The sequence below is a fragment of the Nostoc sp. UHCC 0251 genome (assembly GCF_034932245.1).
Lineage (GTDB): Bacteria > Cyanobacteriota > Cyanobacteriia > Cyanobacteriales > Nostocaceae > Nostoc.
In genome coordinates this window covers 24,769-49,739 of sequence record NZ_JAYGHD010000001.1, presented here as the reverse complement: position 1 = coordinate 49,739, position 24,971 = coordinate 24,769, and the positions used below count along the sequence as shown (strand labels likewise).

The 24,971-nt window shown below is 42.9% G+C and carries 26 protein-coding genes; 14 read left to right on the top strand and 12 right to left on the bottom strand.

All coding sequences use genetic code 11. The features are described from left to right. Positions 1-19 precede the first annotated feature (19 nt). Both VB740_RS00230 and VB740_RS00225 read right to left on the bottom strand, forming a co-directional pair. On the bottom strand, positions 20-1,423 hold the full coding sequence (locus VB740_RS00230) for a serine/threonine-protein kinase (RefSeq protein ID WP_323198103.1): 1,404 nt from the start codon (positions 1,421-1,423) through the stop codon (positions 20-22). A gap of 297 nt (positions 1,424-1,720) precedes the next feature. Further along, positions 1,721-2,734 carry a LysR family transcriptional regulator gene (locus VB740_RS00225; protein ID WP_323198102.1) on the bottom strand — a complete coding sequence of 338 codons (1,014 nt, stop codon included), beginning with the start codon at positions 2,732-2,734 and terminating at the stop codon, positions 1,721-1,723. A gap of 212 nt (positions 2,735-2,946) precedes the next feature. Here VB740_RS00225 and VB740_RS00220 point away from each other — a divergent pair, with 212 nt between their 5' ends. The 7 genes from VB740_RS00220 (at position 2,947) to VB740_RS00190 (ending at position 7,892) form a co-directional block, all read left to right on the top strand. Then, positions 2,947-3,669, top strand: coding sequence for an NnrU family protein (locus VB740_RS00220; protein WP_323198101.1), 723 nt, complete (start codon positions 2,947-2,949; stop codon positions 3,667-3,669). Positions 3,670-4,084: 415 nt separating this feature from the next. Then, positions 4,085-4,471, top strand: coding sequence for a thioredoxin family protein (locus tag VB740_RS00215; RefSeq protein ID WP_323198100.1), 387 nt, complete (start codon positions 4,085-4,087; stop codon positions 4,469-4,471). A 221-nt stretch (positions 4,472-4,692) separates the two neighbouring features. Continuing rightward, the gene (locus VB740_RS00210; RefSeq protein WP_323198099.1) at positions 4,693-6,795 is read left to right on the top strand and encodes an NAD(P)H-quinone oxidoreductase subunit 5; all 2,103 of its coding nucleotides are present in this window, start codon (positions 4,693-4,695) and stop codon (positions 6,793-6,795) included. A gap of 153 nt (positions 6,796-6,948) precedes the next feature. After that, positions 6,949-7,140, top strand: a complete 192-nt coding sequence (locus VB740_RS00205) for a type II toxin-antitoxin system HicB family antitoxin (protein ID WP_323198098.1) — start codon at positions 6,949-6,951, stop codon at positions 7,138-7,140. Positions 7,141-7,154: 14 nt separating this feature from the next. Continuing rightward, a complete protein-coding gene (locus tag VB740_RS00200) occupies positions 7,155-7,322 on the top strand; it encodes a type II toxin-antitoxin system HicA family toxin (RefSeq protein WP_323198133.1) in 168 nt (55 codons plus the stop codon). A 46-nt stretch (positions 7,323-7,368) separates the two neighbouring features. Further along, positions 7,369-7,599 (top strand): addiction module protein, encoded by a 231-nt coding sequence (locus VB740_RS00195; RefSeq protein ID WP_323198097.1) that lies wholly within the window; start codon positions 7,369-7,371, stop codon positions 7,597-7,599. Continuing rightward, positions 7,596-7,892: a type II toxin-antitoxin system RelE/ParE family toxin gene (locus tag VB740_RS00190; protein WP_323198096.1), complete on the top strand. Its 297-nt coding sequence runs from the start codon at positions 7,596-7,598 to the stop codon at positions 7,890-7,892. The genes VB740_RS00195 and VB740_RS00190 overlap by 4 nt, the downstream gene beginning before the upstream one ends. Positions 7,893-7,986: 94 nt before the next feature. Here the strand turns inward: VB740_RS00190 and VB740_RS00185 are convergent, their stop codons facing one another. Then, positions 7,987-8,175: a hypothetical protein gene (locus VB740_RS00185; protein WP_323198095.1), complete on the bottom strand. Its 189-nt coding sequence runs from the start codon at positions 8,173-8,175 to the stop codon at positions 7,987-7,989. Between the two features lie 182 nt (positions 8,176-8,357). Here VB740_RS00185 and VB740_RS00180 point away from each other — a divergent pair, with 182 nt between their 5' ends. The 6 genes from VB740_RS00180 (at position 8,358) to VB740_RS00155 (ending at position 12,740) form a co-directional block, all read left to right on the top strand. After that, positions 8,358-8,666: a nucleotidyltransferase domain-containing protein gene (locus VB740_RS00180; RefSeq protein ID WP_323198094.1), complete on the top strand. Its 309-nt coding sequence runs from the start codon at positions 8,358-8,360 to the stop codon at positions 8,664-8,666. Then, entirely contained in the window at positions 8,663-8,908 is a 246-nt protein-coding gene (locus VB740_RS00175; RefSeq protein WP_323198093.1) for a HEPN domain-containing protein, read from the top strand. Before VB740_RS00180 ends, VB740_RS00175 begins: the two co-directional genes overlap by 4 nt. 406 nt (positions 8,909-9,314) lie before the next feature. Next, entirely contained in the window at positions 9,315-10,892 is a 1,578-nt protein-coding gene (locus VB740_RS00170; RefSeq protein WP_323198092.1) for an NAD(P)H-quinone oxidoreductase subunit 4, read from the top strand. Positions 10,893-11,246: 354 nt separating this feature from the next. Next, a complete protein-coding gene (locus tag VB740_RS00165) occupies positions 11,247-11,969 on the top strand; it encodes a Uma2 family endonuclease (protein ID WP_323198132.1) in 723 nt (240 codons plus the stop codon). Positions 11,970-12,168: 199 nt separating this feature from the next. Beyond that, the gene (locus tag VB740_RS00160; protein ID WP_094347793.1) at positions 12,169-12,402 is read left to right on the top strand and encodes a DUF433 domain-containing protein; all 234 of its coding nucleotides are present in this window, start codon (positions 12,169-12,171) and stop codon (positions 12,400-12,402) included. After that, entirely contained in the window at positions 12,399-12,740 is a 342-nt protein-coding gene (locus VB740_RS00155) for a DUF5615 family PIN-like protein (protein ID WP_323198091.1), read from the top strand. The genes VB740_RS00160 and VB740_RS00155 overlap by 4 nt, the downstream gene beginning before the upstream one ends. A gap of 71 nt (positions 12,741-12,811) precedes the next feature. Here the strand turns inward: VB740_RS00155 and VB740_RS00150 are convergent, their stop codons facing one another. The 9 genes from VB740_RS00150 to VB740_RS00110 all read right to left on the bottom strand — a co-directional run bounded on the left by VB740_RS00150 (position 12,812) and on the right by VB740_RS00110 (position 21,441). Further along, on the bottom strand, positions 12,812-13,045 hold the full coding sequence (locus VB740_RS00150) for a type II toxin-antitoxin system HicB family antitoxin (protein ID WP_323198090.1): 234 nt from the start codon (positions 13,043-13,045) through the stop codon (positions 12,812-12,814). A 155-nt stretch (positions 13,046-13,200) separates the two neighbouring features. After that, a complete protein-coding gene (locus VB740_RS00145) occupies positions 13,201-13,479 on the bottom strand; it encodes a hypothetical protein (RefSeq protein ID WP_323198089.1) in 279 nt (92 codons plus the stop codon). 30 nt (positions 13,480-13,509) lie between these two features. Further along, positions 13,510-13,683, bottom strand: coding sequence for a BrnT family toxin (locus tag VB740_RS00140; protein WP_323198088.1), 174 nt, complete (start codon positions 13,681-13,683; stop codon positions 13,510-13,512). Between the two features lie 56 nt (positions 13,684-13,739). Continuing rightward, entirely contained in the window at positions 13,740-15,647 is a 1,908-nt protein-coding gene (gene dxs / locus VB740_RS00135; RefSeq protein ID WP_323198087.1) for a 1-deoxy-D-xylulose-5-phosphate synthase, read from the bottom strand. 565 nt (positions 15,648-16,212) lie between these two features. After that, positions 16,213-16,659, bottom strand: a complete 447-nt coding sequence (locus VB740_RS00130; RefSeq protein WP_323198086.1) for a hypothetical protein — start codon at positions 16,657-16,659, stop codon at positions 16,213-16,215. Between the two features lie 530 nt (positions 16,660-17,189). After that, the gene (locus tag VB740_RS00125; protein ID WP_323198085.1) at positions 17,190-17,495 is read right to left on the bottom strand and encodes a DUF4090 family protein; all 306 of its coding nucleotides are present in this window, start codon (positions 17,493-17,495) and stop codon (positions 17,190-17,192) included. Positions 17,496-17,629: 134 nt separating this feature from the next. After that, positions 17,630-17,884 carry a hypothetical protein gene (locus tag VB740_RS00120; RefSeq protein WP_190729319.1) on the bottom strand — a complete coding sequence of 85 codons (255 nt, stop codon included), beginning with the start codon at positions 17,882-17,884 and terminating at the stop codon, positions 17,630-17,632. A 128-nt stretch (positions 17,885-18,012) separates the two neighbouring features. After that, on the bottom strand, positions 18,013-21,102 hold the full coding sequence (locus tag VB740_RS00115) for a phosphoenolpyruvate carboxylase (protein WP_323198084.1): 3,090 nt from the start codon (positions 21,100-21,102) through the stop codon (positions 18,013-18,015). 84 nt (positions 21,103-21,186) lie between these two features. Further along, complete coding sequence (locus VB740_RS00110; protein WP_323198083.1) at positions 21,187-21,441, bottom strand: hypothetical protein; 255 nt, start codon at positions 21,439-21,441, stop codon at positions 21,187-21,189. A gap of 439 nt (positions 21,442-21,880) precedes the next feature. Between VB740_RS00110 and VB740_RS00105 the strand changes: the two genes are divergently transcribed. After that, positions 21,881-24,895, top strand: a complete 3,015-nt coding sequence (locus tag VB740_RS00105; RefSeq protein ID WP_323198082.1) for a DUF1574 domain-containing protein — start codon at positions 21,881-21,883, stop codon at positions 24,893-24,895. Positions 24,896-24,971 lie beyond the last annotated feature (76 nt).

The window sequence follows — 24,971 nt, the reverse complement described above, 5'->3', positions numbered from 1 at the left end:
TTTGAATAAAGAAAAAGTTTTAAAGTATCAGAGATAATAATTTATAAATAAGTCTAAATATAGCTGTCAGTGAAATGGCTACTAAGGCTGATGCAACTGATAAAATTACTACTTCCAGGATACCAAGACCCCCGTGTAAAAAGGGAAGAAAAAAAATAATCGCAAAAGTAATTGCCGGAATAATTAATAAATCGAACTTTTCAATCCATCGCCTGGTTTGGGCATATATAAGTATTCCTAAAATCACACATGCAACACTTAAAGTAACTATTGGTTCTTTTACGAGACTGAAGAGAGCGATCGCTATCAATGCTCCTTCAAATCCACTAAATGCCGCCCCACCCAATAATTCCATTGTAGAAAACGCTGGTTGAGTTGGTGGACGGCGGGGAACGACGGGATTAGAACCTTTTGCCGGTTGTGGCGGAAGTGTTACAGAGGGCGAATTAAGTTGTGTAGGGGCTTGAACCGCCTGTGAGTTAAGTGCATCTATAACTTCCTGGGCTGACTGGAAGCGCTGATTAGCAGCAGGTAGCAGCATTTTGTCTAATATGTCAGCAAGGCGAGGGCTGACAGTCACTTGGGTTCGCCATTTCCACTGGTTGCTATAGGCATCAAATAGTTGAACTGCTTCCTTATTTGTCAATAGAGTAACAAGAGTTACAGCCAAGGCGTATAAATCTGTAGATGGGAATACTTGACCTCCAGCCATCTGTTCAGGCGGTGCAAATCCCATAGAATAAATTCCTGTGGAAGAAGCAGCAGAACCAAGTGCAGCATTTGTTATTTGCTTAACTGCACCAAAATCTAGTAAAAAAAGTCTCCCATCACGACGGCGCATGATGTTAGAGGGTTTAATATCTCTGTGGATAATGCCTCTATGATGGACAAACTTTAGCACCTTCAGGATTTCTTGCAGCACCTCCAACACTTGCTGTTCAGAAAATTTGCCTTGTTGAACTAATTCTTCTTCTAAGTTTTGCCCATCAATGTATTCTTGTACTAAGTAAAAAAACTGGTCTTGCTGTCCTGGTTGCAAGCTATTTACTATGACTGGGAAAAAGGCAAACAAGTCAGGAATTTGCTCGTGATCGTTACCAAGTTGTGCTAAAACTTCTGCCTCTCTCTCAAACATCAACTGTGCTTGTTGCAGTTGATTTAAGGTTAAATTTCCCGATGGTTGAAACTGCTTAACTACGCATTGGCGCATTCCTGGTATTCGGCGATCGCGTGCCAAAAAGGCTGCACCAAATCCCCCCCTTCCCAGCAGCTTCATGGGGACATATCGACCATCTAGCAGCAATGGCATACCACAGGTAGTACAGTACTTTTGCTGCGTTGTTTTCAGCGTCGTAATATCATCTAAATCAGCAAAATAGTTTTGTGGGCGTGGGCAACGTGGACGGGTACAGTAAACTTCCATTTTCGTGATTAGTCATTAGTCAAAATAATTCGTAATTGATAATACTCGCCTCCGGCGAGGAGCAAGCTACGTAATTCGTAATTCATTCAGGTTATATAGAAACTAAACTTCTTGATCAGGAACAGGAAACTTTTTTACTGATGTCAAATTCTTAGCTTACCTACGGTACGCTACAGGAAAAGCTATGAGATAATAATTACGAATTACGAATTACGAATTATTTGGCCATTGGTCACTTAAAAAAAACACAGGACAAATAACATAGACGCCCAAAGGTTAGGACTAATAACCAGATTGTTAGCCCTCGCCGGAGGAGGTGGGCATTGCTCCATCCAATGTAGCTAACACTATGTTTTTTTGTGCCAATGTTAACACATCTTGACTCCATCCAGGATTAGCAAACTGGGGCAAAATTTCGCGACTAAAAGCTTCTGCGGCCTTGGATCTATACCGATTAGGATTAAAAATCAGCCACAGTGTCCGTTTGACGACGACACCTTCAATGGGGGTACGATGCAGAACACCCATTTGTAACTCTTTAGCGATCGCACTAGTTGAAACAAAAGCAGCTCCCAAACCAGATTGCACAGCATTTTTAATTGCTTCAATGGAATTCAATTCCATTTCAACCTTAAGACGTCTGGTATCAATTTCACAGCGTGCTAACACTTGATCAATGACTTTACGGATAGTAGATTGGGAATCTAGGGCAATGAATTGTAATTTGTAGAGGTCTTCTTTTTGGATTTTTTCCAGTTTGGTAAAGGGATGAAAGATAGGTAGAATTAGCGCTAGTTCGTCTTCAGCGTAAGAAAGAACTTCCAAAGATTCTGAGAGTTCACTGGGAATTTCACCACCGATAATTGCCAGATCAACTTGTCCGTTAGCAACACTCCAAGCAGTCCGCCGGGTAGAGTGGACGTGTAATTGCACTGCCACATCTGGATATTTTTGTCGGAACATACCGATCATTCTGGGCAAAAGATAAGTGCCAGTAGTTTGAGAAGCACCGACAATCAAAGTCCCGCCTTGGAGATTTTGTAAATCTTCGATCGCGCGGCAGGTTTCCTGACACAGACTGAGGATTTTTTCACCGTAACTTAGGAGTAGATGCCCTGCTTCGGTTAATTGGGCGCGTCGCCCTCCACGGTCGAATAGAGGGACATCTAGTTGCCGTTCGAGGTTTTGCACTTGCAAGCTCACGGCTGGCTGGGAGACATAAAGACTATCAGCGGCACGCTTGAAGCTTCCTTCTTGGGCGATCGCTTTTAAAATACGTAACTGATCTAAAGTGAAAGGAAGGTCAGACATAAGGCTCAATCCACAAACTTTAAAAGGAGCGGATGCACGCAACAAATCAGGTTTGGCAGCAATCAGCTGGGCATGATTTGTTACATATTAAACTTGAAGGCTTAACTCGAAAAAGACAGTAGCACAACATCTTGACTAAAGTCTCCTTTTGAATACTTTGTGGTATTGGTTGTACTGAATTCAATTTTATTTAAATTACTTCACCTGTGGATATGCTGTTGATTTCTTGGTTGACACCCAGTCATTTTGTCATACTGGGGTTACAAATAGTGTTTGCGATCGCTCACAGTGGAGGCGCTGCTTTGCGTCCAAGGGCCGAAAAATATATTGGTCCAAGGCTTTATCGCATTCTCTTTGCATTAGTCAGCCTACCGTTGGCTGTGATATTAATTATTTACTTTTTTGGGCATCGCTATGATGGTTTGCAACTTTGGCAGGTACAAGGAGTGCCAGGAGTACGAGAATTTGTTTGGCTGCTGTCAGCGATCTCGTTTTTATTTTTATATCCTGCTACCTTCAATCTACTAGAAATTGCTGCCATTCAAAAGCCCCAAGTTCATCTCTACGAAACAGGAATTATTCGGATTACCCGTCATCCCCAGATGGTAGGACAAATAATTTGGTGTGTTGCTCATACTCTGTGGCTAGGTACTACCTTTACCCTTGTGACTTCCATTGGATTGGTGTTGCATCACTTGTTTGGAGTTTGGCACGGGGATCGCCGTCTCTTACATCGTTATGGGGAAGCTTTTGAAATTGCTAAACAACGGACTTCAATTATTCCCTTTAAAGCAATTATTGACGGACGTCAATCTATCAAGTGGCAGGAATTTATTCGCCCTTCCTATTTAGGAGTTGCTATTTTTATAGCTTTGCTTTGGTGGTCGCACCCTCTGTTGCTGGAAGCAACCAGTAAGATAAAATGGGAAATCTAGGCGATCCCCAGTATCAGCATAAAATCCAAAATAGATGAGCGTTTCAGGTTATCAATTGTCCCAAATCAATGTAGGATAAGTTCAAACGTCTATCTATGGGGGTGCGTTCAGTTAGCTTAAGATTTTATATTGGTAGTTGAAGGCCCGTTGTCTTTCCTGGGGAATAAATGGCAGATTCAGTCAAATACCCAGGCGGCTACGGCAATCAGGAGCTTAACATTCAAAAAAGCCACCGTAAGAGTCCCTCTGGCTTTTTTATCAGAGACATATCAATACATTCATTTTTTGCCCAATTATTCTGTGTCCTGAAATTTGGTTCCTGAAAGCATCTATCGGCAGTTACTGACTTGCCATTCCTTCACTTCAGTGCTGACTAGGTAATTTGATATAAAAACCTTATAATCCAAGAGGCGTCATGGTGTTGTCGGTTAGTGAGCGGACATTTACTCAAGAAGTTTTAGAATCTCCTATTCCTGTTTTAGTTAATTTTGAAGCACCTTGGTGTGGCTTGTGTCGGATTATCCACCCACTGCTATTGCAATTTCAAGCCCAATGTGGCGAAGAAATTAAATTAGTTGGGGTCAACGCCGATCAAAATTTTAAATTGTCTACTACTTATCGGCTAAAGTCACTGCCAACTTTACTATTGATTGAAAATGGCACTGTTCGGCATCGCTTGGAAGGTTTTCGCGGCAGAGAGGATTTACGTCTAGCTTTAGAAGATATTAAAGCTAGCTACAGCAATTACCCGAAAATTTATAAGAATTCAAAAACACTGGATTTAGAGTGTCGGTCAGCCTGATGGATATAGGGCATAGGGCATAGGGCATAGGGCATAGGGCATAGGGCATGGGGCTAATGACCAATGACCAATGACCAATGACTAATGACCAAATATAAAACCATGCTTAACACCCCACCCAACTCAGTCTTGGGTGGGTTATTTTATCCTAAAGGGTGTGTGTCACAATTATTAACAGTTTCGACACGCTAAATCAAGAATTTTAAAAGTAGGCGTCAGTGATGGAAGTAATCTATCAGTATGCCTGGCTGATTCCGGTGTTCCCTCTTCTTGGGGCAATGCTGGTCGGTCTAGGGTTAATCTCGTTGAATCAGGTGACAAACCGCCTCCGCCAGCTTAATGCTGTGGTGATTATCTCCATGATGGCAGCAGCTATGGCACTGTCGTTTGCCTTGTTGTGGAGTCAAATTCAAGGACATCCGTCTTATATTCGCACCTTTGAGTGGGCGGCAGCAGGTAATTTTCACCTGAGCATGGGCTACACTATTGACCACCTGACAGCCCTAATGCTGGTGATTGTCACAACAGTAGCCTGCTTAGTCATGGTTTACACCGATGGCTACATGGCTCACGATCCCGGCTACGTGAGGTTTTATGCCTATCTGAGTTTGTTTGGCTCCTCAATGTTAGGTCTGGTGGTCAGCCCCAACCTAGTACAAGTTTATATATTCTGGGAACTGGTCGGGATGTGTTCCTACTTGCTGGTCGGTTTTTGGTACGATCGCAAGTCAGCAGCAGATGCCGCTCAAAAAGCGTTTGTAACCAATAGGGTGGGCGACTTTGGTCTATTACTCGGCATTTTAGGGCTGTTCTGGGCAACAGGAAGCTTTGATTTTAATATCATGGGCGATCGCCTCGCCCAACTCGTAGAATCAGGTTCTATCAGCAATTTTCTCGCTGTCCTGTTTGCGATTTTAGTTTTCTTAGGCCCAGTGGCGAAATCAGCCCAATTCCCTCTCCACGTCTGGCTACCAGATGCGATGGAAGGCCCCACCCCCATTTCTGCCTTGATTCACGCGGCAACAATGGTGGCAGCGGGTGTTTTCCTCATTGCCCGGATGTACCCAGTATTTGAAGGCGTTCCAGTTGCAATGAATGTCATTGCATTTACTGGGGCGTTTACGGCGTTTTTGGGGGCAACTATTGCCATTACCCAAAACGACATCAAAAAGGGCTTGGCTTACTCCACCATTTCCCAACTTGGTTACATGGTGATGGCAATGGGAATAGGTTCCTACAGTGCTGGACTATTCCACCTGATGACCCACGCCTATTTCAAGGCGATGCTGTTCTTGGGTTCAGGTTCTGTAATTCACGGCATGGAAGGTGTCGTTGGGCACGACCCCGCCTTAGCGCAAGATATGCGCTTGATGGGCGGACTGCGAAAGTATATGCCTGTCACAGCAACTACTTTCTTAATTGGTTGCTTGGCAATTTCTGGTATTCCACCCTTTGCTGGCTTCTGGTCAAAAGACGAAATTCTGGGTAAGGCTTTTGAGGCTAACCCACTCCTCTGGTTGATTGGCTGGCTAACTGCCGGGATTACAGCTTTCTATATGTTCAGAATGTATTTCATGACATTTGAAGGCAAATTCCGGGGTACTGACGAGAAAATCAAGGAAAAACTTAAAAAAGCTGCGGCCACAATTGTCCTGGAATTAGAGTCAGAAGAACTAGCCCCGAATTTTGGGCCTGGGGCGATGAAGAAAGGAGAATTGGCGGCAACTAGTCAGCATCATGATTCCCATGACTCCCACGGGCATCACAGCGACTCCCCCCACGAATCGCCGTGGACAATGACACTGCCGTTGGCACTTTTGGCTGTGCCTTCGATTTTGATTGGTTTGGTGGGAACTCCCTACGCCAATTATTTTGAAGAGTTTATCTTTCCTCCTAGTGAAACTCTCTCCGAAGTTATAGAAAAGTCTGCCGAGTTCAATCCGACGGAATTCTACATTATGGCGGGTGCCTCAGTCGGAATTTCTTTGATTGCGATTACCCTGGCTTCGCTGATGTATTTGCGCCGTAAAATTGACCCAGGTGCGATCGCTGCTCAAATTAAACCACTTTATGAGTTATCTCTCAACAAGTGGTACTTTGATGACATTTACCATCGGGTTTTTGTCCTCGGCTTGCGTCGCCTAGCTAGACAGGTTATGGAAGTTGACTTCCGCGTTGTCGATGGTGCTGTTAACCTCACAGGCTTTTTTACCCTTGTTAGCGGTGAAGGTCTGAAGTACCTAGAAAACGGTCGCGCTCAATTCTATGCCTTGATTGTGTTTGGGGCGGTTTTGGGCTTAGTGATTGTCTTTGGTGTTACCTGATTTTAATCGGGGTGGACGGATGTCCACCTCTAAGTTTTTTTTAAGAGTCTAAATTAGACTCCTTTTTTTTGCCTAATAGTTCAGTAATTTAATATACAGTCTTCTAGAGTACTCAAAAACCTCGTAGTTCAGAAAAAGGCAGCGAATAGGCACATGACAAAGAAGAAATACATTTACTGGCAAGATGATGATATGTGGTTAGGTTATCTCGAAGAATATCCTGACTATTGGACTCAGGGTAAAACAGAAGAGGAGCTAAGAGAAAATCTACTCGATATTTACAGTGAATTAACAAGTGGAAATATCCAAAATATTCGTAAAGTTGCAGAACTTGAAGTTTCATGAAATGAAGAGATTTAATCAGTAAGATTGAAGAAATGGGTTGTATCTTCGTTTGTCATGGTGGCAAACATGATTGGTATCAGAATCCAATAACAAAAATTTATCAAGCTGTTCCCAGACATAGAGAAATCAAAGAGCAACTTGCAAAACATATTATTAAGATGCTTAGTTATGAAGCTGGCTAATGCTTAGAATAAGAGGTAATTATACTAGAGAGTTTAGGTACTCACTATGACCCTTGAACAGCTTGAAGCCGAAGTTCTTGCACTTCCAAAAGATTCTCAAGTGATTTTATTAGCAAGATTACTGGAAAGGTTGGGTCAAGAAAGTGGAATAGATCGAGAAATTGCGGCTAGTTGGGCTGAAGAAGCCCAGAAGCGTGATGAAGATATGAACACCAATCAAATTACTGGTATTCCGGCTGAAGAAGTGTTTCAACGAGTTCGTGCATCTTTACAATGACAAGAGTTGTATTTCATCCATTGGCAGAGCAAGAACTGGTTGATGTCGCAAGTTATTACGAGGAACAAAATCAGGGGCTAGGGCTAGATTACTTGACAGAAGTAGAAGGTGCAATCAATCTCCTTATGCGTTATCCTGCTGCTGGTGTAGTAGTTCGAGGATTTGTTCGTCGGCTGATTCTGCCTAAATTTCCTTATTCACTCCTATACCGTGTTGTTGATGATAATTTAATTCGGATTCTAGCTATAGCACATCACAAACGTAAACCTGTCTACTGGATTGGTCGAGAATAGAATTCAGAAATCAATTAGTAGGGGATTTTAACCTCCTAAATTTTGTTAAATATTCAAGTCTTCTTTTACATTATCTGGCGGTTCAAACATAATCTCATGCCTCTAGTGGAACACCGTACTCTTCTACCAAAATCTGAAGCGCCCACATCGCCACAGGGTCTTCTGCTGGACGCACATAAGAACCATCAGCTTTAAATAACTTTAGTAGATTTATATGCTGGTGATACTTCTGTGGTATGTTAGCCGGATTTTGGTAAGGATTAGTGAAATCGGAGAAAGGCATGAAGTTATTGCTATGGGAGACAGACTACACAGTAGATAAATGATATGCGATCGCGGGCGATCGCGCTTTCTCTATTAAAAAGTGAAGACAAGCTATTTAGTCATAACTGCGATCGCTACGATATGCTGCCCTACGCAGAGAAGACATCGCTTTTGAGTTAATATAGGCATAAAACTAAGTAATTGTTGATTTCTTATGCTATATCAACCAATTTCAACAATTTTACCCAAAATACGCGAAAACTTAAAACAACTTTATTTGGTTCACAAGCCAGAGGAACAGCACAACCTGACTCAGATATTGATATTTTAATTGTATTGAAAGATGTCTTTAACTATTCTCAAGAAAGTGAAAAAATAAGTCAAATTATTGCTGATTTATGTTTAGAATATAATGTTTTAATTAGTTGTGCTTTTGCTACTAGTGAACAACTAGAAAATTATAATAGTGGTTTCTTTCGTAATGTCAGACAAGATGGGTTATTAATATGACCCCTGAACAACAAAGACTCCTAGAAAAAGCGGAGAGAAGTTTGCAAGCCGCCGAAGAACTCAACCAAAAAGGTTTTGCTGAATTTGCAGCATCTCGTGGTTATTACGCGATGTTTTATATTGCTACCGCTTTTTTAGAAGGGGAAGGACTGGCTTACTCTAAACATTCAGCCGTAATTGCTGCTTTTGGAGAAAGATTTGCACGTCACAACGAGTTCCTCGTGAATTTCATCGTTATTTAATTGATGCAGAAAGAACTCGTTTACGCGGTGACTATAATACTGATCCTAATATTACTCAAGCTGATGCGGATCAGATTATTCAGAGAACTATCGAAATTCTTAATTTTGCGAAAGCAAATATTGACTCTCTATCCCCTTGAACAAGTAGAAGAAGAGCTTTATCATTGCGATCGCGCCCCTAATCTATAATTTTACCGGCTTTTTTAGGTAAATTTTTGATTTAACCGGGAGTATCACAACGCACATTCCGCACCCCAAATGTCAAAAAAGACTCCTAAGCGAAAAAAATGAGGGATTGCTAATTTAATTAAATCAACCTAACGAGGAAGACGAAATCCCCAAAAAGCTGTTACTTAATAACTAGTGACTTTTTGCCAAACATGATTTTGATAGCAGACGAATTGTGATGAATATAGCTAATTTTCCGTGGCTGACGACGATTATTCTGTTTCCGATAGCCGCGTCGCTACTTCTTCCCGTCATTCCTGATAAAGAAGGCAAAACAGTGCGCTGGTACTCCCTTATCGTGGGGCTGATAGATTTTGCACTAATTGTTTATGCTTTTTATACTGGGTATGATTTCTCCAATCCAGATTTGCAATTGGTGGAAAGTTACCCCTGGGTACCACAATTGGGTTTGAATTGGTCAGTAGGGGCTGATGGCTTGTCCATGCCCCTAATTATTTTGACTGGATTCATTACCACGCTGGCGATTTTAGCAGCTTGGCCTGTCACCTTCAAGCCCAAGCTATTTTACTTCTTGATTTTGGCGATGTATGGCGGTCAGATTGCCGTGTTCGCTGTCCAGGATATGCTGTTATTTTTCCTGGTGTGGGAACTGGAACTAGTACCGATATACTTTCTGCTGTCGATTTGGGGAGGCAAAAGGCGGCAATATGCAGCGACCAAATTCATTTTATACACCGCCGGCGGTTCGCTGTTTATTTTGCTGTCTGCCCTGACAATGGGATTTTACGGCGATACGGTGACGTTCGACATGAGAGCGATCGCCCTAAAAGACTTCGCCCTGAATTTCCAACTTGCCCTATATGCTGGCTTCCTGATTGCTTACGCCGTCAAGTTGCCGATTATTCCCTTGCACACTTGGCTACCTGATGCCCACGGTGAAGCTACAGCCCCCGTACACATGTTATTAGCAGGTATTCTCCTGAAAATGGGCGGTTACGCCTTAATTCGGATGAATGCCCAAATGCTCCCCGATGCCCACGCTTATTTTGCACCAGTGTTGGTAGTTTTGGGGGTAGTTAATATCATCTACGCTGCCTTGACATCCTTTGCCCAGCGAAACCTAAAGCGAAAAATTGCCTACTCCTCAATTTCTCACATGGGCTTTGTGATGATTGGTATTGCCTCCTTCACCGATTTGGGATTGAGTGGAGCAGTATTGCAAATGGTTTCCCACGGGTTAATTGGGGCGAGTTTGTTCTTCCTGGTTGGCGCAACTTACGATCGCACCCACACCCTGATGTTGGATGAAATGGGCGGTGTCGCTAAGAGAATGCCGAAAATTTTCGCCATGTTCACCACCTGTTCAATGGCTTCTTTGGCATTGCCAGGGATGAGCGGTTTCGTGGCAGAATTAATGGTATTTGTCGGCTTTGCTACTAGCGATGCTTATAGCTCTACCTTCAAAGTCATTGTAGTGTTCTTGATGGCAGTGGGAGTAATTTTAACTCCAATTTATCTGCTGTCGATGTTGCGAGAAATTTTCTACGGTAAAGAAAACGAGGAATTAGTTTCTCACCAAGCTTTGATAGATGCCGAACCCCGTGAAGTATTTATCATTGCCTGTTTGTTAATTCCAATTATTGGTATTGGTTTCTATCCAAAATTGCTGACTCAGATGTATGACGCTACAACTGTACAATTGACGGCAAGATTGCGTGATTCCGTGCCGACATTAGCACAGCAAAAAGAAGAAACGTTAAAGGTTTCTTTGAGTGCGCCCCAAATTGGTAATTAAGTTGCGATCGCGAGTTTAGTTTAAATTAATATAACTTTCAGGGTAGGTACAAAACCTGCCCTTTTTTGGTACGCTTTCTTTGGGAACGCAATGTACAATACCAAAAAAATATTCTGCCCTTTCTGGCTATTGTCATTTAAAGACTTTAAAGACTCTGGTAGTCAGTATTGAAAAACCACGACTTTAATGTAAAATCTTGCAATAACAAGTCTGTGACTACTGAGAAAAGATCCAGAGGCGATGTCTATAACAGGCTATCACTACGCTAAAAATGGTTCTTTATTCTTGCGCTGCGATCGCAGTGTCAATAGATTACCTACAATCTATCTAGAATCAGATTTGGCAAAACCGCTCATGTTAAACTACAATCCGCTGCATTGTTTGCCATCTTCCGAAGAGCTACCCGACTCCAATGACACCCCTGTGGATAATGAACTTCAAAATTTAATTCCTGGCTTGCTGAAAACAACACTAGCTTTAGTTTGGTGCGATCGTTGGGATTGGTTCTTTGGTGTTGATATGGGTATTTATTATCACCCAGACAAACCAGCCGTTGTCCCTGATGGGTTTCTCAGCTTAGGAGTTAAACGCTTCGTTGATGAGGATTTACGTCTAAGTTATGTGCTGTGGGAAGAAAAGAAGCAGCCAATTTTAGCATTAGAAGTTGTTTCTCAAATTTATCGCGAAGAATATAGCACTAAGAAAGAATTTTATGCCAAAGAATTAGGAATTTTATACTACGTTGTATATAGTCCCCTTCGGCATAAAAAAACACCTTTGGAGGTGTATCACTTAGTTGATGGAGAATATATCTTAATATCAGGAAATCCTGTTTGGCTACCAGAGATTGGCTTAGGAATTGGGCGAGAACGGGGAATTTATCAAGGTATAGTGCGAGAGTGGCTGTACTGGTATGACGAGGAAGGGCAAAGATTGCTGACACCAGAAGAACGCATCAGGGAAGCCGAAGAACGCACAGCTTTTGAAGAACAGCGGCGTGTGGAAGCAGAACAAAAAGTGAAAATGTTAATTGAAAGGTTGAATGCGCTAGGTGTTGATCCAGAAACTTTGTTATAGATTCACCAGATTTTGTAATTTTCGCTGCCTTAACGTTAATTAGGTTCCTGGCTAGGGAATTATATCTATAAAGCAACTAATACCTTGACCATAGAAATCGTAAAAGCGGGTTGCTTAATAAATATATTTACCAAAACCTGCATCAAAAATATTCGCAGAACTAGAGTTAAATAAAAGTACCCGATATTAAAATACTTGCATGAACTCAAGGGTTGATTTGTTGACTCGCATTACTCAAACTCCTGGTCAGTGTGGTGGTCGTCCTTGTATTCGAGGCATGAGGATCCGTGTGAGTGATATTTTAGAAATGTTGGCTGAGAATGTCAGTGTTTCTGAGATTTTAGAGGATTTTCCCGATCTTGAACTCGAAGATATCCAAGCCTGTCTATTGTTTGCAGCACGGCGAACTGACTTTCCTCGCTTGACAGCATGACAATTTGGATTGATGCTCAGTTGCCTCCTACATTAGCACTTTGGCTGACTGAGACTTTTGACGTAGAGGCTACTGCCCTAAGAGAGCTTGGATTACGAGATGCTAAAGATGTGGAAATTTTTGAGGCAGCACGAGTTGCTAAGGCAGTAATCATGACCAAAGATAGCGATTTTGTTGACTTGGCCTGTCGTTTAGGAATACCACCTCAAATTCTTTGGCTGACTTGTGGTAATGTCACAAATCGCAATTTGCAGCGACTACTTGCCATCGCTTTACCTGATGCAATAGAACGACTGCGGCAAGGAGAAGCAATTGTAGAAATTAGCAGTAGTTCATGAGTAAATTGCTCAACTCATACCAGTGACATCGGGAAAATGAACTGTGACTACATGACCGGGGTTGAATGTCACTAAACTGTCTGCTCACTTTCAGGGAAAATTGAAGCTGCGTAATGTAATGAGAATGATGCTAAATCAAGCTGATCTTCTCGTTGACTGGCAACTTCTAACCAAACTGGAATTGCATCTTGTAACATTTCTAACAAATGTTCATAGCTGTCTCCCCAAGTGTGACATCCTGGTAGGGCAGGTACACAACCACACCACACGCCGTCTTCTTGCCAGATAACTGCTTTAATTTTCATTGCCAATCATCTCTACAAGATTGCGACTAATATTCTAGCGTCAAGCCGAGTGCGACGCCGAATAGCCCGCACTTCGACAAGCTCAGTGACCATCGTAGACATCGCTTGTTTGCTGCACTGAAGTTATTGTTAAAGACATCCAATTTAGTATTGTATTAGGTTGACTTCGCCTCAGACGCTGGATAAGCTTTGTGTGCTTCTGCATAAATCTTTAATGCTACAGCCATCTGCTGTTCGGCAGTCTCTCCCTGCTCTTTGAACCAAGCAAAAGTTTCAGGATCTACCTTAACTGTTATTGTTACAGGTGACTTGGGCATTCGCAATTGTGCTTTAGCAAAAAATTCTTCTGACAAGAATGGAATATCTGAGGTGTCGATGTCTTCGTCACTCATTGCATCGACTCTAACCCAATCAGTTCTTGAGGTATTGTTCATAGCTTTTTCGTTCGTGAGACAGTGCCTTTCTTAATGAGATGATCCGAACCATTTCTTCACCTGGCTTGTGTAAATAACTACTACAATTCGTCCATCAAGGAGTCCAATGCCGAGATACCGTTCCTCTCCATAGTCTTCTCGTTCATCTAGGTAGACAAGCATAGGTAGATTAAATATGCGATCGCAGCTTTCTTGTATCTTCATGAAAATAACCCCAAGGTTCGGGGTTATTTTCATAAAACTATTGTGGATTAAACTAACTAGACAACAGCAGATAGTTGTTGTTGAAAGAAAGCTTGCAAGACTCTCTCTGCTATTTGATGACTAGTTAAACCTAATTCTGTCTTAGATTCATTGGGTTCAGCATGATCTACTAACACATCTGGAACACCAAATCGCTTGACAGGAACTAGAATATCTGCATCCATTAAGGCTTCTGCGATCGCAGAACCAAAGCCACCCATAATACAACCTTCTTCTAAAGTAATAACGCGACCGATTTTCTTAGCCAAAGGCAAAATCAACTCGGTATCCAAAGGCTTAACGAAACGCGCATTAATTACAGTTGCTTCAATGCCGTGTTCGCTGAGAAGTTCAGCAGCTTGCATCCCTGGATAGACCATTGTGCCATAGGCGACAATTAACACGTCATCGCCTGTCCGCAAAATTTCTCCTTTGCCGATTTCTAACGGTTCCCAACCTTCCTCCATCAATGGCACACCGTGGCCATTGCCACGAGGATAACGCATGGCGATCGGTCCACTGGTATGGTTAACACCAGTTACTATCATGCGTTGCATTTCTGCTTCATCTTTGGGTGCCATCATTACCATGTTGGGAATGCAACGCAGATAAGCGATGTCATACATACCTTGGTGGGTGGGGCCATCAGCTCCGACAATTCCTGCCCTATCTAAGCAGAAGAAGACTGGGAGGTTTTGGATGCAGACATCATGGATTATCTGGTCATAGGCGCGTTGCAAAAAGGTAGAATAAATGGCAGCTACGGGGCGCATCCCTTGAGTTGCCAGCCCTGCTGCTAGGGTGATAGCGTGTTGTTCAGCAATACCTACATCAACATATTGATTGGGCAGTTTTGCTTGAAGTTTATCTAAGCCTGTCCCCGTTGCCATAGCCGCAGTAATCCCAACGATTTTGGGGTTTTGTTCGGCAAGTTTCACCAGAGTGTGAGAAAAGACTTTGGCATAAGCCGGGGGTTTAGGTTTACTAGAAGGAATAGCTTTGCCAGTTGCTACGTTGAAGGGGCTTTGGGCGTGGTAGCCAACTTGATCTAGTTCGGCAATTTCATAACCTTTGCCTTTGACTGTTGCTACATGTACCAAAACTGGGCCTGGTATCTGATGTGCTTGTTGGAAGGTGGCAATCAATTCTTCGAGATTATGCCCATCCACTGGCCCAATGTAGGTAAAGCCGAGTTCTTCAAAAACTGCACCTACCTTGGGAACAGCCAAGCGTTTCATACCTTCTTTGATACGTCCGAGTTCGGGAGACAGTGATTCACCCACGAAGGGAATTTGTTTAAACTGTTCCTCAAGATTATCTTTAATAAATTGCACCGGTTGGCTGAGGCGCATTTTGTTCAGATAGCGGGGAATCGCGCCGACGTTGCGAGATATAGACATGTCGTTGTCGTTGAGAACAACTAACAGATTAGTTTTCGGCATGTGTCCGGCATGGTTGATGGCTTCTAAAGCCATACCCCCAGTCAGCGCTCCATCGCCAATAACAGCAACGGCTTTAAATTTTTCCCCTTTTAAGTCTCGCGCTAAAGCCATGCCCAACGCTGCTGAAATACTTGTAGAAGCATGTCCAGCCCCAAAATGGTCAAACTTGTTTTCACAGAGTTTGAGATAACCTGCAACTCCGTCTTTTTGTCTGAGGGTGTGGAAGCGATCGTAGCGCCCTGTAAGCAGTTTGTGGGGATAAGCCTGGTGTCCTACATCCCAAATCACTTTATCCCGATCTAAGTCCAGTGTCTGGTAAAGTCCTAGTGTTAACTCTACAACACCCAACCCTGGCCCCAAGTGTCCACCATTAACTGCTACGGTTTGGAGATGCTTATCTCGAATCTGACGGGCAATCTGTTGCAGTTGGCGAACAGATAAACCGTGCAACTGATTAGGATGGGTGATTTCGCTCAGATGCATATTATAGGGTTTTCCTCTCTAACTTCAGGTTTTCGGTATTTTGATTTTCCCACGGTCGGGTTGTTCACATAATCAGACTCTTACATTGTTACTAAGTTGTAGCGGAAAGTATAACTTCGTAATTAATAATGGTGAAAAATTTGTTATCCATTAACAATTCGTCCCAACAAGATTGCAATCAGTTAAGCTTACAGCACATTTGTCAATAAGTGATGCTACTTAAAAACCGTGTCAGGGTCGTATCAAAAACAAGTATTCAGCAGCAGTTTGCGAAAATTTCTTAACTAGATCACTCGCTTTTGCCAAGCAAATAACATGCCGATTAGAATCACATCACAAAGTGGATGAAACCAATTCGCAATTCGCAATTCGCAATTAATTTAAGCCACCTACAAAAGGCGAGGTTTTTACCTTTCCCCCTTCCCCCTTCCCCTTCTTGATAAATTAATCTGTGCAATAAATAAATTTAGACTTTCTTAAATTATTCGTAAACAGTAAGATTCCCGACTTCTTGCAAAAGTCGGGAATCTAAAGCTTTGGATTTGAACCAAATCAAATAGGATTACTATTTACCAAAAGCATCTTTGATATTATCAACAGTGCGCTCAACAACATTCTTTGTGTTGTCTACGGCTTCTTTAGTCCGAGCCGAATCTTCGTCTGCTCTTCTTTGAATTGTAGCCGCATCTCTCTTTGCTTTGCGCTCAACAAAACTACCATTGTCTGTTGCTTGATCAACTTTACTGGCGTTGCTCTTGGCAGCTTCCTTAACTTTATCTTTTGTATCTTCGATGAAATTTTTGGCTCGTCCAGCATCTTTACTGGTTTTTTCTTGAACTTTATCGCCTGCGTTTGATGATGCAATCAAGGTTGCATGAGGAGCAGCCATTGCTGAAGTGTTCGATAAAAATGCACCTTGCCAAACGAAGGCGATCGCTAACATACAAAACAGTGTTGTAGCCATCCAGCGTTTTACTGTAGAAAGCTGTTTTGTAACATAATTCAATTTCATAGAATACAATCTCATGTGACTTAGTATACTATTTCTACTTCATTTAGCTCATGAGCCATATCGATCCCTAGATAGAAGTTCTTGCGTCATTAGTTATTAAACGAATTCACTATTTTGATAGATTGAATTTTGAGTAAAGATTTTGTTTGCTGCTAATTAAAGATCAAATTAACCTAACTTAAATATTTTGGAGGTAGAAACAAGCCTCAAACCCATGTAGAGTAAGGTAAATACATCAAATGCTCAAAAATACCCCAAACCCAGATATATTAATTAAACAAGCAAAACGATGCCAAAGCCCATCTTTATATAGGCTTGAGGCTATTTTTTGGATATTTTTTGTCTAAGTCGCACTAACAGATTTGCAGTCATTTTTTGGAATCAATAAAACAACACGATGTTACACACATTTGGAGTTTTAAGGTGAATTGTAGTAATAAAACTACCATAGCCGTTGGTTTCTACTTCCCTGCCGGAAGCTCCGCTAACGCGTAGCGTCTCGCAGAGAAGTCGAAACTCGTCAACATAATTTATTTTCCGCTATAAAAAAAGGCAATTTCTTTTTCTTTTAGGGGTGCGAAATCAGCATCTACAAGTAATTGGTCGAGTTCTGCTTGGGGAATGTGTTTTGCACCAATTCGCACAATACGCGATCGCATCGTATTAGATACGCCACTGCGCTGTCTATTGCCTTCTAGCGCCATAACTTTACCATAAAGTTCTAGCTTGGCAGGCGGAATGGGAGAACCATCAAAATCAATTCCTTGTGCGATCGCTTCATCAATCGCATCAGCACCTGTGGTAGTTTGATTTCCTGGGTTAGTTTCGGTAGACATGGTGATTTACTCTTCTTCGCTATGGCTAGATTTTACCAGTCTTGTTGACACTAAACCTTCCCTCTCCGACTCGGAGAGGGACAGACTTGAACTTTAGTTCAAGGCAGGGAGAGGTTCATCGAACTCACGCTAGACTAATCACGAGCTTGTCGCGTCACTAAACCACCAACAAACGCTCCTAAGATAGTGCCTGTCCATAGTCCTGTTGTGCTACCTTGCCATATTGCTCCTGGTGTCATCCAAGCATTGCACATCTCCTTTAAACCCCAGGGTTGGTTTTGGCATTTTTGGCTATGCAGCATTATGGTAATTTGCCCACTAGTGTAAGCACCAAAAAAACCTGATGACAGCGCTAAAAAAGTGCAAACTAAAATTCTATTTTTAGTCATTAGTCATTAGTCATTAGTCATTTGTCATTAGTCATTTGTCATTGGTTATTAATTATTCTCCTCTACTTCCCCTGCCTCCCCTGCTCCCCTTGCCCCCTCATTCCCCACTCCCCACTCCCCACTCCCCATCAACCTGTATTTCTCATTCCGGCTGCAATCCCATTAATAGTTAACAATGCTCCTCGCAGTAACTCGCCTTTGCTGTAACGAGAGTGGATGACTCCAGAAGTAGCATTAGAATTCATCGACTGGCGTAGACGCTTGAGTAGGGAAACTTGGATAAATCCCAAGGGGACAATTGTGCCATTGCGTAGCTGCACAGATCGTTGCAAGACAGGATCGCCATCTAACAGCCGATTATGATCGGTGATTTTCAACACCAAATCTCTTGTCAGATAGAACTCGCTGGCAATTTGGTCAAACACCTTCGCAAAACGAACTTGATCTTCTGGTTTTGACAGTTCTTGGACGTAGTGGTGTGCCATTTGCATGTCTACTTTTGCCAAAGTCATCTCGGCCTTAGAAATCACCATCTTGAAGAACGGCCACTTAACGTAGAAGTAGCGCAGTAATTTCAAGTGTTCTTCTGGTTCTGCGTTCAAGAATTCTTGTAATGCTGTGCCAACGCCGTACCAGGAAGGCAGCAAAAAGCGGGTTTGTGTCCAGCTAAATACCCAAGGAATAGCTCGCAGACTACTTAAATCTTTCTTACCAGATGGACGGCGGGCTGGACGGGAACTAATTTGTAGTTGGCTAATTTCTTCAATTGGAGTTACTTGGTGGAAGAAGTCAACAAAATCTGGCTGTTCGTAGATTAGGGCACGATAATGTTGACGCGATCGCACTGCTAATTCTTCCATAATCTCATTCCAGGGTTCAATATCATCAAACCCTGTCCGCAGCAGGCTAGCTTGAATTACAGCAGTGGTGATGGTTTCCATGTGGTACAAAGCCAAGTCCAACAACGAGTATTTGGAAGCCAAAACTTCTCCTTGTTCGGTAATCTTGATTCGCCCATTGATACTATGACCTGGTTGAGCCAAAATTGCCTCGTAAGCAGGGCCGCCACCCCGTCCCACAGAACCGCCGCGTCCGTGGAAAATCCGCAAATTTAGATCGTAGCCTTCTGCTATGTGTTGCAGTGATTTTTGAGCTTTATGAATTTCCCAGTTGCTGCTTAAAAACCCAGAGTCTTTGTTGCTATCAGAATACCCCAGCATTACTTCTTGTAAGTTAGGGGTGAGGGGGGAGGGGGAGGGGGAGGCAGGGGAGGCAGGGGGGGATGAATTTTCATCCATGACAACGCTTTCTGTTTTTGTCTGTTCGTAGCCGCCGGCTAACAAAGCGCGATATAAGGGGAGTTCAAAGAGTTTCCGCATAACGCTTCTGGAGCGTTGTAAGTCTTCTACTGTTTCAAATAGGGGGACAACTTGAATAGTTCCGACAGCAATGGCGGGGTCAAAAAGTCTGGCTTCTTTGGCTAACAGTAGTACTTCCAGCACGTCGCTCACGTCGCGGCACATGCTGATAATGTAAGTTTGGCAGATATTTAGACCAAATTCTTGTTGCAGCGATCGCACGACGCGAAAGGTTTCAATTACATCGTTGGTTTTTTCGGAAAATGGCAATTCTGCTGGAATTAATGGCCGGCGGGTTTGCAGTTCTCCTGTGAGCCAAGCGACTCTTTGCTCCTCAGATAGTTCGTTGTAAGGTTGAGGTAATGTTTGCAGGTATTCAAGTATTTCATTCAGGGCATCGGCATGACGGGATGATTCTTGGCGAATATCTAGCTGTGTCAAGTTAAAACCAAAAATCTCTACCTGACAGATTAGATTTTCTAATTCTCGACAGCTTAAACCTGTTTCTGTCAAGTTGCGCTGAATCATCCGCAGTTCTGCTAAAAAATCGGCTCCCGAACGATACAGGGGGCTTTCTTGATTTTTTGGCGTTTCCCGATTGTACAAAGCTAAATTGCGATCGCGAGTATTTTCTAGCCGTTTCAGCACATAAGCCAGTTTGAGCCGATATGGTTCTTGTCGATAACGCAGTGCCAGTGCATCATACACCTCACTCAATTGGGACTGATCCAATTCTAGAGATTCCAGCAAATCTGGTAAGACATCGCTCCAATGCATCGACACACTCAACAATTCAATCAGATTTTTCACTGACTGAATATATCTCCCCAACACCATTTTGCGCTGATAGCAAGCTGTTTGCCAGGTGATTTCGGGCGTAACTGATGGGTTTCCATCCCTATCTGAGCCTACCCAAGAACCGAAAGAGCAAAAGTTTTTACTCGGTGGTTCTAGCCAAGGAAAGGTGCTAGATAGAGTGTGTTTGAAACGTTTATAAAGTTGAGGAATACCATCAAATAATACTTCTTGGAAGTAGTGCAGCGCATAATCTACTTCATCTAACACAGTGGGTTTGAACTGGTGAAGTTCATCTGTGCGCCACCACAGGCGAATTTCTTCAAGCAATTGTTCGCGGACATCTGCTGCTTCCCAAGCATATCCCCCGGTGGTAGCACCAAAATGGTTTTCCAAGGTATCCAGTTTTTGCAGAAGTTGTACCACCTGGCGCTGCTTATCTCGGATGGTATGGCGAACAATTTCCGTCGGGTGCGCTGTAAAAACTAAACGCACATCTAGATGTGCAATTAAACGTTGAATTTGCTGGGGTGGTACATTCAGTTTGAATAAATAGGGAAACAAAGCAGCGAAAGTACCTTTTGGTTTGACTTGCGCTTTTTCTAGATAACTCTTTGCCAGCAATTCTGCTGCTATTCCCTTGCTAACAGGCGCGTCATCTTCTCTTTGATTGGACGAATAATTGACATTGGATGCTGTTTCTGCGTCTGTAGGCTCTGTTTCTGCCTCATAGCGACTCAATTGCTGCCGTTGTTCGTATTCCTGCTCTATGATGTTAATCAACTGAAAATACAGAGCGAAAGCACGAGCCGCGCGAATTGCTTCGTTGATATTTAGTTGTTCAATCAATTTTACGGCTGATGATGCTTGGTCATTTGTTGCTTGTCCTTCTGGTGAACATAAATCGCGCAACTGACGCAACAAATCTACCATGTTTTGACCGCATTCTTGCCGGAGAACTGACTCCCACAATTCTTCCACTACCTGGAGACGATGACGCAAAAATAATTCCGACACCGGGTATATATCCGCAGTTTGAGACGAAGAGTATAAAAGGGAACCCATATTCTCTATTGTTGTAAAGCTAATTACTGTTTACGCTTCTAGGTTTTGCACTTAATGCTCACCGGGTTGTTCCTGAGCAAATAATTATTTGTTGTATATCTTCTCATCTTGATTGATTTCGTGTTCATTTGGGAAGTCGAGAATGGGTAGGCGATCGCCTCGAAACAATTCTTCACTGGCTTCCCCTATGGCTTCTAGTGCTCTTACTGTGGTTTTTCCTGTAATGAGCAGCAGTAATATAGACGCTGTACCTATTTGTAAAAGGAAAGACTGGGGAATGTTAAATAAATCGAGATTAGATGCGGGGTTAGTTGAGGGTTGTTGGTTGGCAGGAGGCATTGCTAATTCTTGGTTATGGGAAATATTAGTAGAGACGCGATTAATCGTGTCTGTACACGAGTTAAGATGACTCCAACAATAAAGGGATGGAGTTGAAATGAGATAAGCTTGTTGTTTGTTTTGCCCATCAGGGTCGTTAGCTTAGTGGGACGCTAGTCCGGCTTTAAACGACAAGTCATCAGCCAGTCATATAGAATTATTCTGACTCCCGGCTGCTAACTTATAACTTCTAATTTATGACTCCCTATTAGTAAAATAAACGCAAAACTCAACATTAGTCAGACTTGCAACCTGTACAAGACTATCTTGTCCGATTTTGTGAGCTACGAAGGTAACAAAATTGTTAAAAAAAAACGTCAGAGTGTGATAGACCTATGGTTCTAGTTTACAAGTGCAGGCACTATCCCCCAACAATCGCTTCCTGTAAAGTTAACTTCCCATGAAAACAGCAGTATTACCAGATAGCCAGCAATCCTTAGTGCAATGGGTAAGCCAAGCAACAGGGATAAACACTTTCGGGGTGAAAGTCCGGTTGCGGGGAAATGACCTTCATATTCTTTGTGAAGGTACAGAATGTCCTCAGCGTTGGCGCACTTTGTCTGACTTGCTGCAAGCACTACAGCAAACAAACTTAGATATCCTCACAAGCAATGAACAACCCTCAATATATCAAGTATTTGTCTATGGGCGCAGAAAAGGGGAACAGCGCCCCAAATGGTGCCATCGGGTTTACTTGAATCAAATAGATAAGCATCTGGAGCAGGTGGAGCAAGCGCTGCTAGCAGACTCGGAAAAATTAAAACAATCGGGTGGGGCGCTGATTGTCTCTAACGAAAGTTTGGCACGCCAAGGCAACCCAGAGGCGATCGCTCGATATCTCAGCGAAACTCTGAGTACATTAGGTGTATCGGTACAGGCAAAGATTAAGCCATATCAGCCAAAGAACTCTCAGCCGGAAGAAAATCGCCTGTGGATATTTTGCCAGTCGAGCTATAGTCCTGATGCATCATTGCTTGCTGAACCAATAGCACAAAAGTTGCGTTATCTCAAGCTTTCCGGCTACCAAGATGCAGTAATTGTTTCCCAAGTGAGTGGCGAAACTGCACCCGATTGGCTGCTAAGGGTGGATTTGACACCACCAGAGGTGATGCTGAAAGAGTGGGCGCGTTGGGGAGATGTCCAAGCGATCGCGCGATTATTAACTGAGGTATTGTCAGGGTTAAAAGTTGGTGTACAAGTTTCTCTCAAAGAATCAACACTACATATCTTTTGTATCCCAGCTTTTGATCCCTTAGGAACTGCCCCAATACCCGACAAAGAAGTATGTTTAGAGGCGATTTTACCCCAGCTAGAAGCGATCGCTCCTCAAGGCATTCTCGCCGCTACTGTGTACGGACAAAAAGCAGGCGACAAGGAACCTAATTGGATTGATTGGATGGCTTTACCCGCTGCAAAGTATCCCGCCTTTGCCACATCACCGCTAGATTTGGCAAATACTGGCGATGAACCAGCCATCGTATTTTTACTAGAGCGTTTACTCAATCCTGACCTAGATTGGCGTCTATTGACAGGCGGAATTCGCATACTGCTGCTGAACAAACATGATTTATTACACATCATGTGCGATGCACCTGTATGTCCAGGGCGTCAACAAGTAGCAAGTAAAATTACGCAGTTTATCCGCCATTTAAAAATTCCTGGTATTATGGGAGTACGTGTATACGGTCGCCGTGCTGGGAATAAAGAACCTTTTTGGCACTATGGCATTGATCTTGAGCATCGCCAACGTTTAGTGCCAGAAGCAACTCCAGAATTTGCTGCCACTTCTAAATACATTGATGATCTGGTAACGTCTGAGACTAGTGAGCCAATTTTGCGCCCCGACTTAACTACAGAAGAAGTTCAAAATTTTGTTACCGAAGTAGCGCGAGATTGGATGGCAACGGCTAGTGCAACTGCGAAAAAATTCCTGTTGCAAAGCCAACTATTTACCGAAAGCCACCAGTCAGCAGAACAAAGCCCTGACGTTCAAGGACTTAAGATTGCTTTAGTTTGGGGGACACTGGGATTATTACTTACCCTCCAAACTGATTGGGTGTTGGGTCGAATGATTGCACGGACTACGCCGACACCAAAAGTCGGTAATGTCTCGCTTCCATCTTCTTCTGGGCAAAAGGCATCTTTGACATCTGGGAAAACTCAGAGTGAGAAAACCACATTTTTTACCAGCACTTCCAAGAAAAAATCTCCTTCAAATCAGAGTTCTGTATTTAACGCTTCTGAGTTTACCCAAAGTGATGATACTCCGACAAATAATTTGGCAGCCGCACCACTGAAGGAGAAAGCAACCGCTACCGCTATTCTTTTAGCAGCGCGATCGCAGATGCCAAGTTTCAATGTCAGGCAATTAGATGAGCAACTAGCATTATATAAACAGCGTTTGGCTACAACTGGTACTCCTCCAGATGTGTTAATTATTGGCTCCTCCCGCGCCCTCAGGGGAGTAGATCCAGCAGCACTTTCTAAAGCTTTAGCGACTCAAGGCTATCCAAATGTTGACGTGTTTAACTTTGGGATCAACGGTGCTACCGCACAAGTTGTAGAATTTGTGATTCGCCACGTACTGGAACCATCAGAACTGCCTAAAATTATTCTCTGGGCAGATGGGGCCCGTGCTTTCAACGGCGGACGTGAGGATATGACCTTTAAATCCATCGCTGCATCGGCTGGTTATAAACAAGTATTCCAAAAACCGCCAACAACTGCAAATAGCAGTGATACGCCTGAAAATCTGGCCAATTCGGGAGAACAAAAAATAAAAGAAGAAAAACAGGAGATTAGCGCCTATGAAGCTGTCAATCAGTCGTTAAATCAGGCTATAGCATCTCTTTCTACTAGCTACCCAAACCGCGACCAAATTAAAAGTTTACTGCAAAAACAACTGCTTTTACTTGGTCACAATCAAACAGTTGCATCACAAAGGCAGCTAACAGATGGTACTTCAGATGAGAGTACTTCTCAGCAAGCAGTTGATTTTGATGGCTTTCTACCTTTGTCTGTTCGCTTCAATCCTGCTAGATACTATCAAAAACATTCTAGAGTTCCCGGAAATTACGACAACGACTATAAATCTTTCCAAATAGAAGGACAGCAAGATGCTGCCTTTCAAGAAGTGCTTCAGTTTGCCCAGTCTCAGAAAATTTCCTTAGTGTTTGTCAACATGCCTCTCACAGGAGATTATCTAGATCCAGTGCGTAAACAACATGAGCAAGAATTTCAGGAATATATGTTGCGTCTAGCTACTAGTCCCAACTTTATTTATCGAGATTTAAGCCAACAGTGGCCAAAAGCAAATGACTACTTTTCTGACCCCAGCCACCTCAACCGTTTTGGGGCATACGAAGTCTCCAAAAAGTTGGCTAATGACCCGATGATTCCTTGGCCAGTGAAGTAGGGGAGTAGGGAGTAGGGAGTAGGGAGTGGGGATGAGAAAGCAGGGGGAGCAGGGGAAGAATAACTATTAATTATTG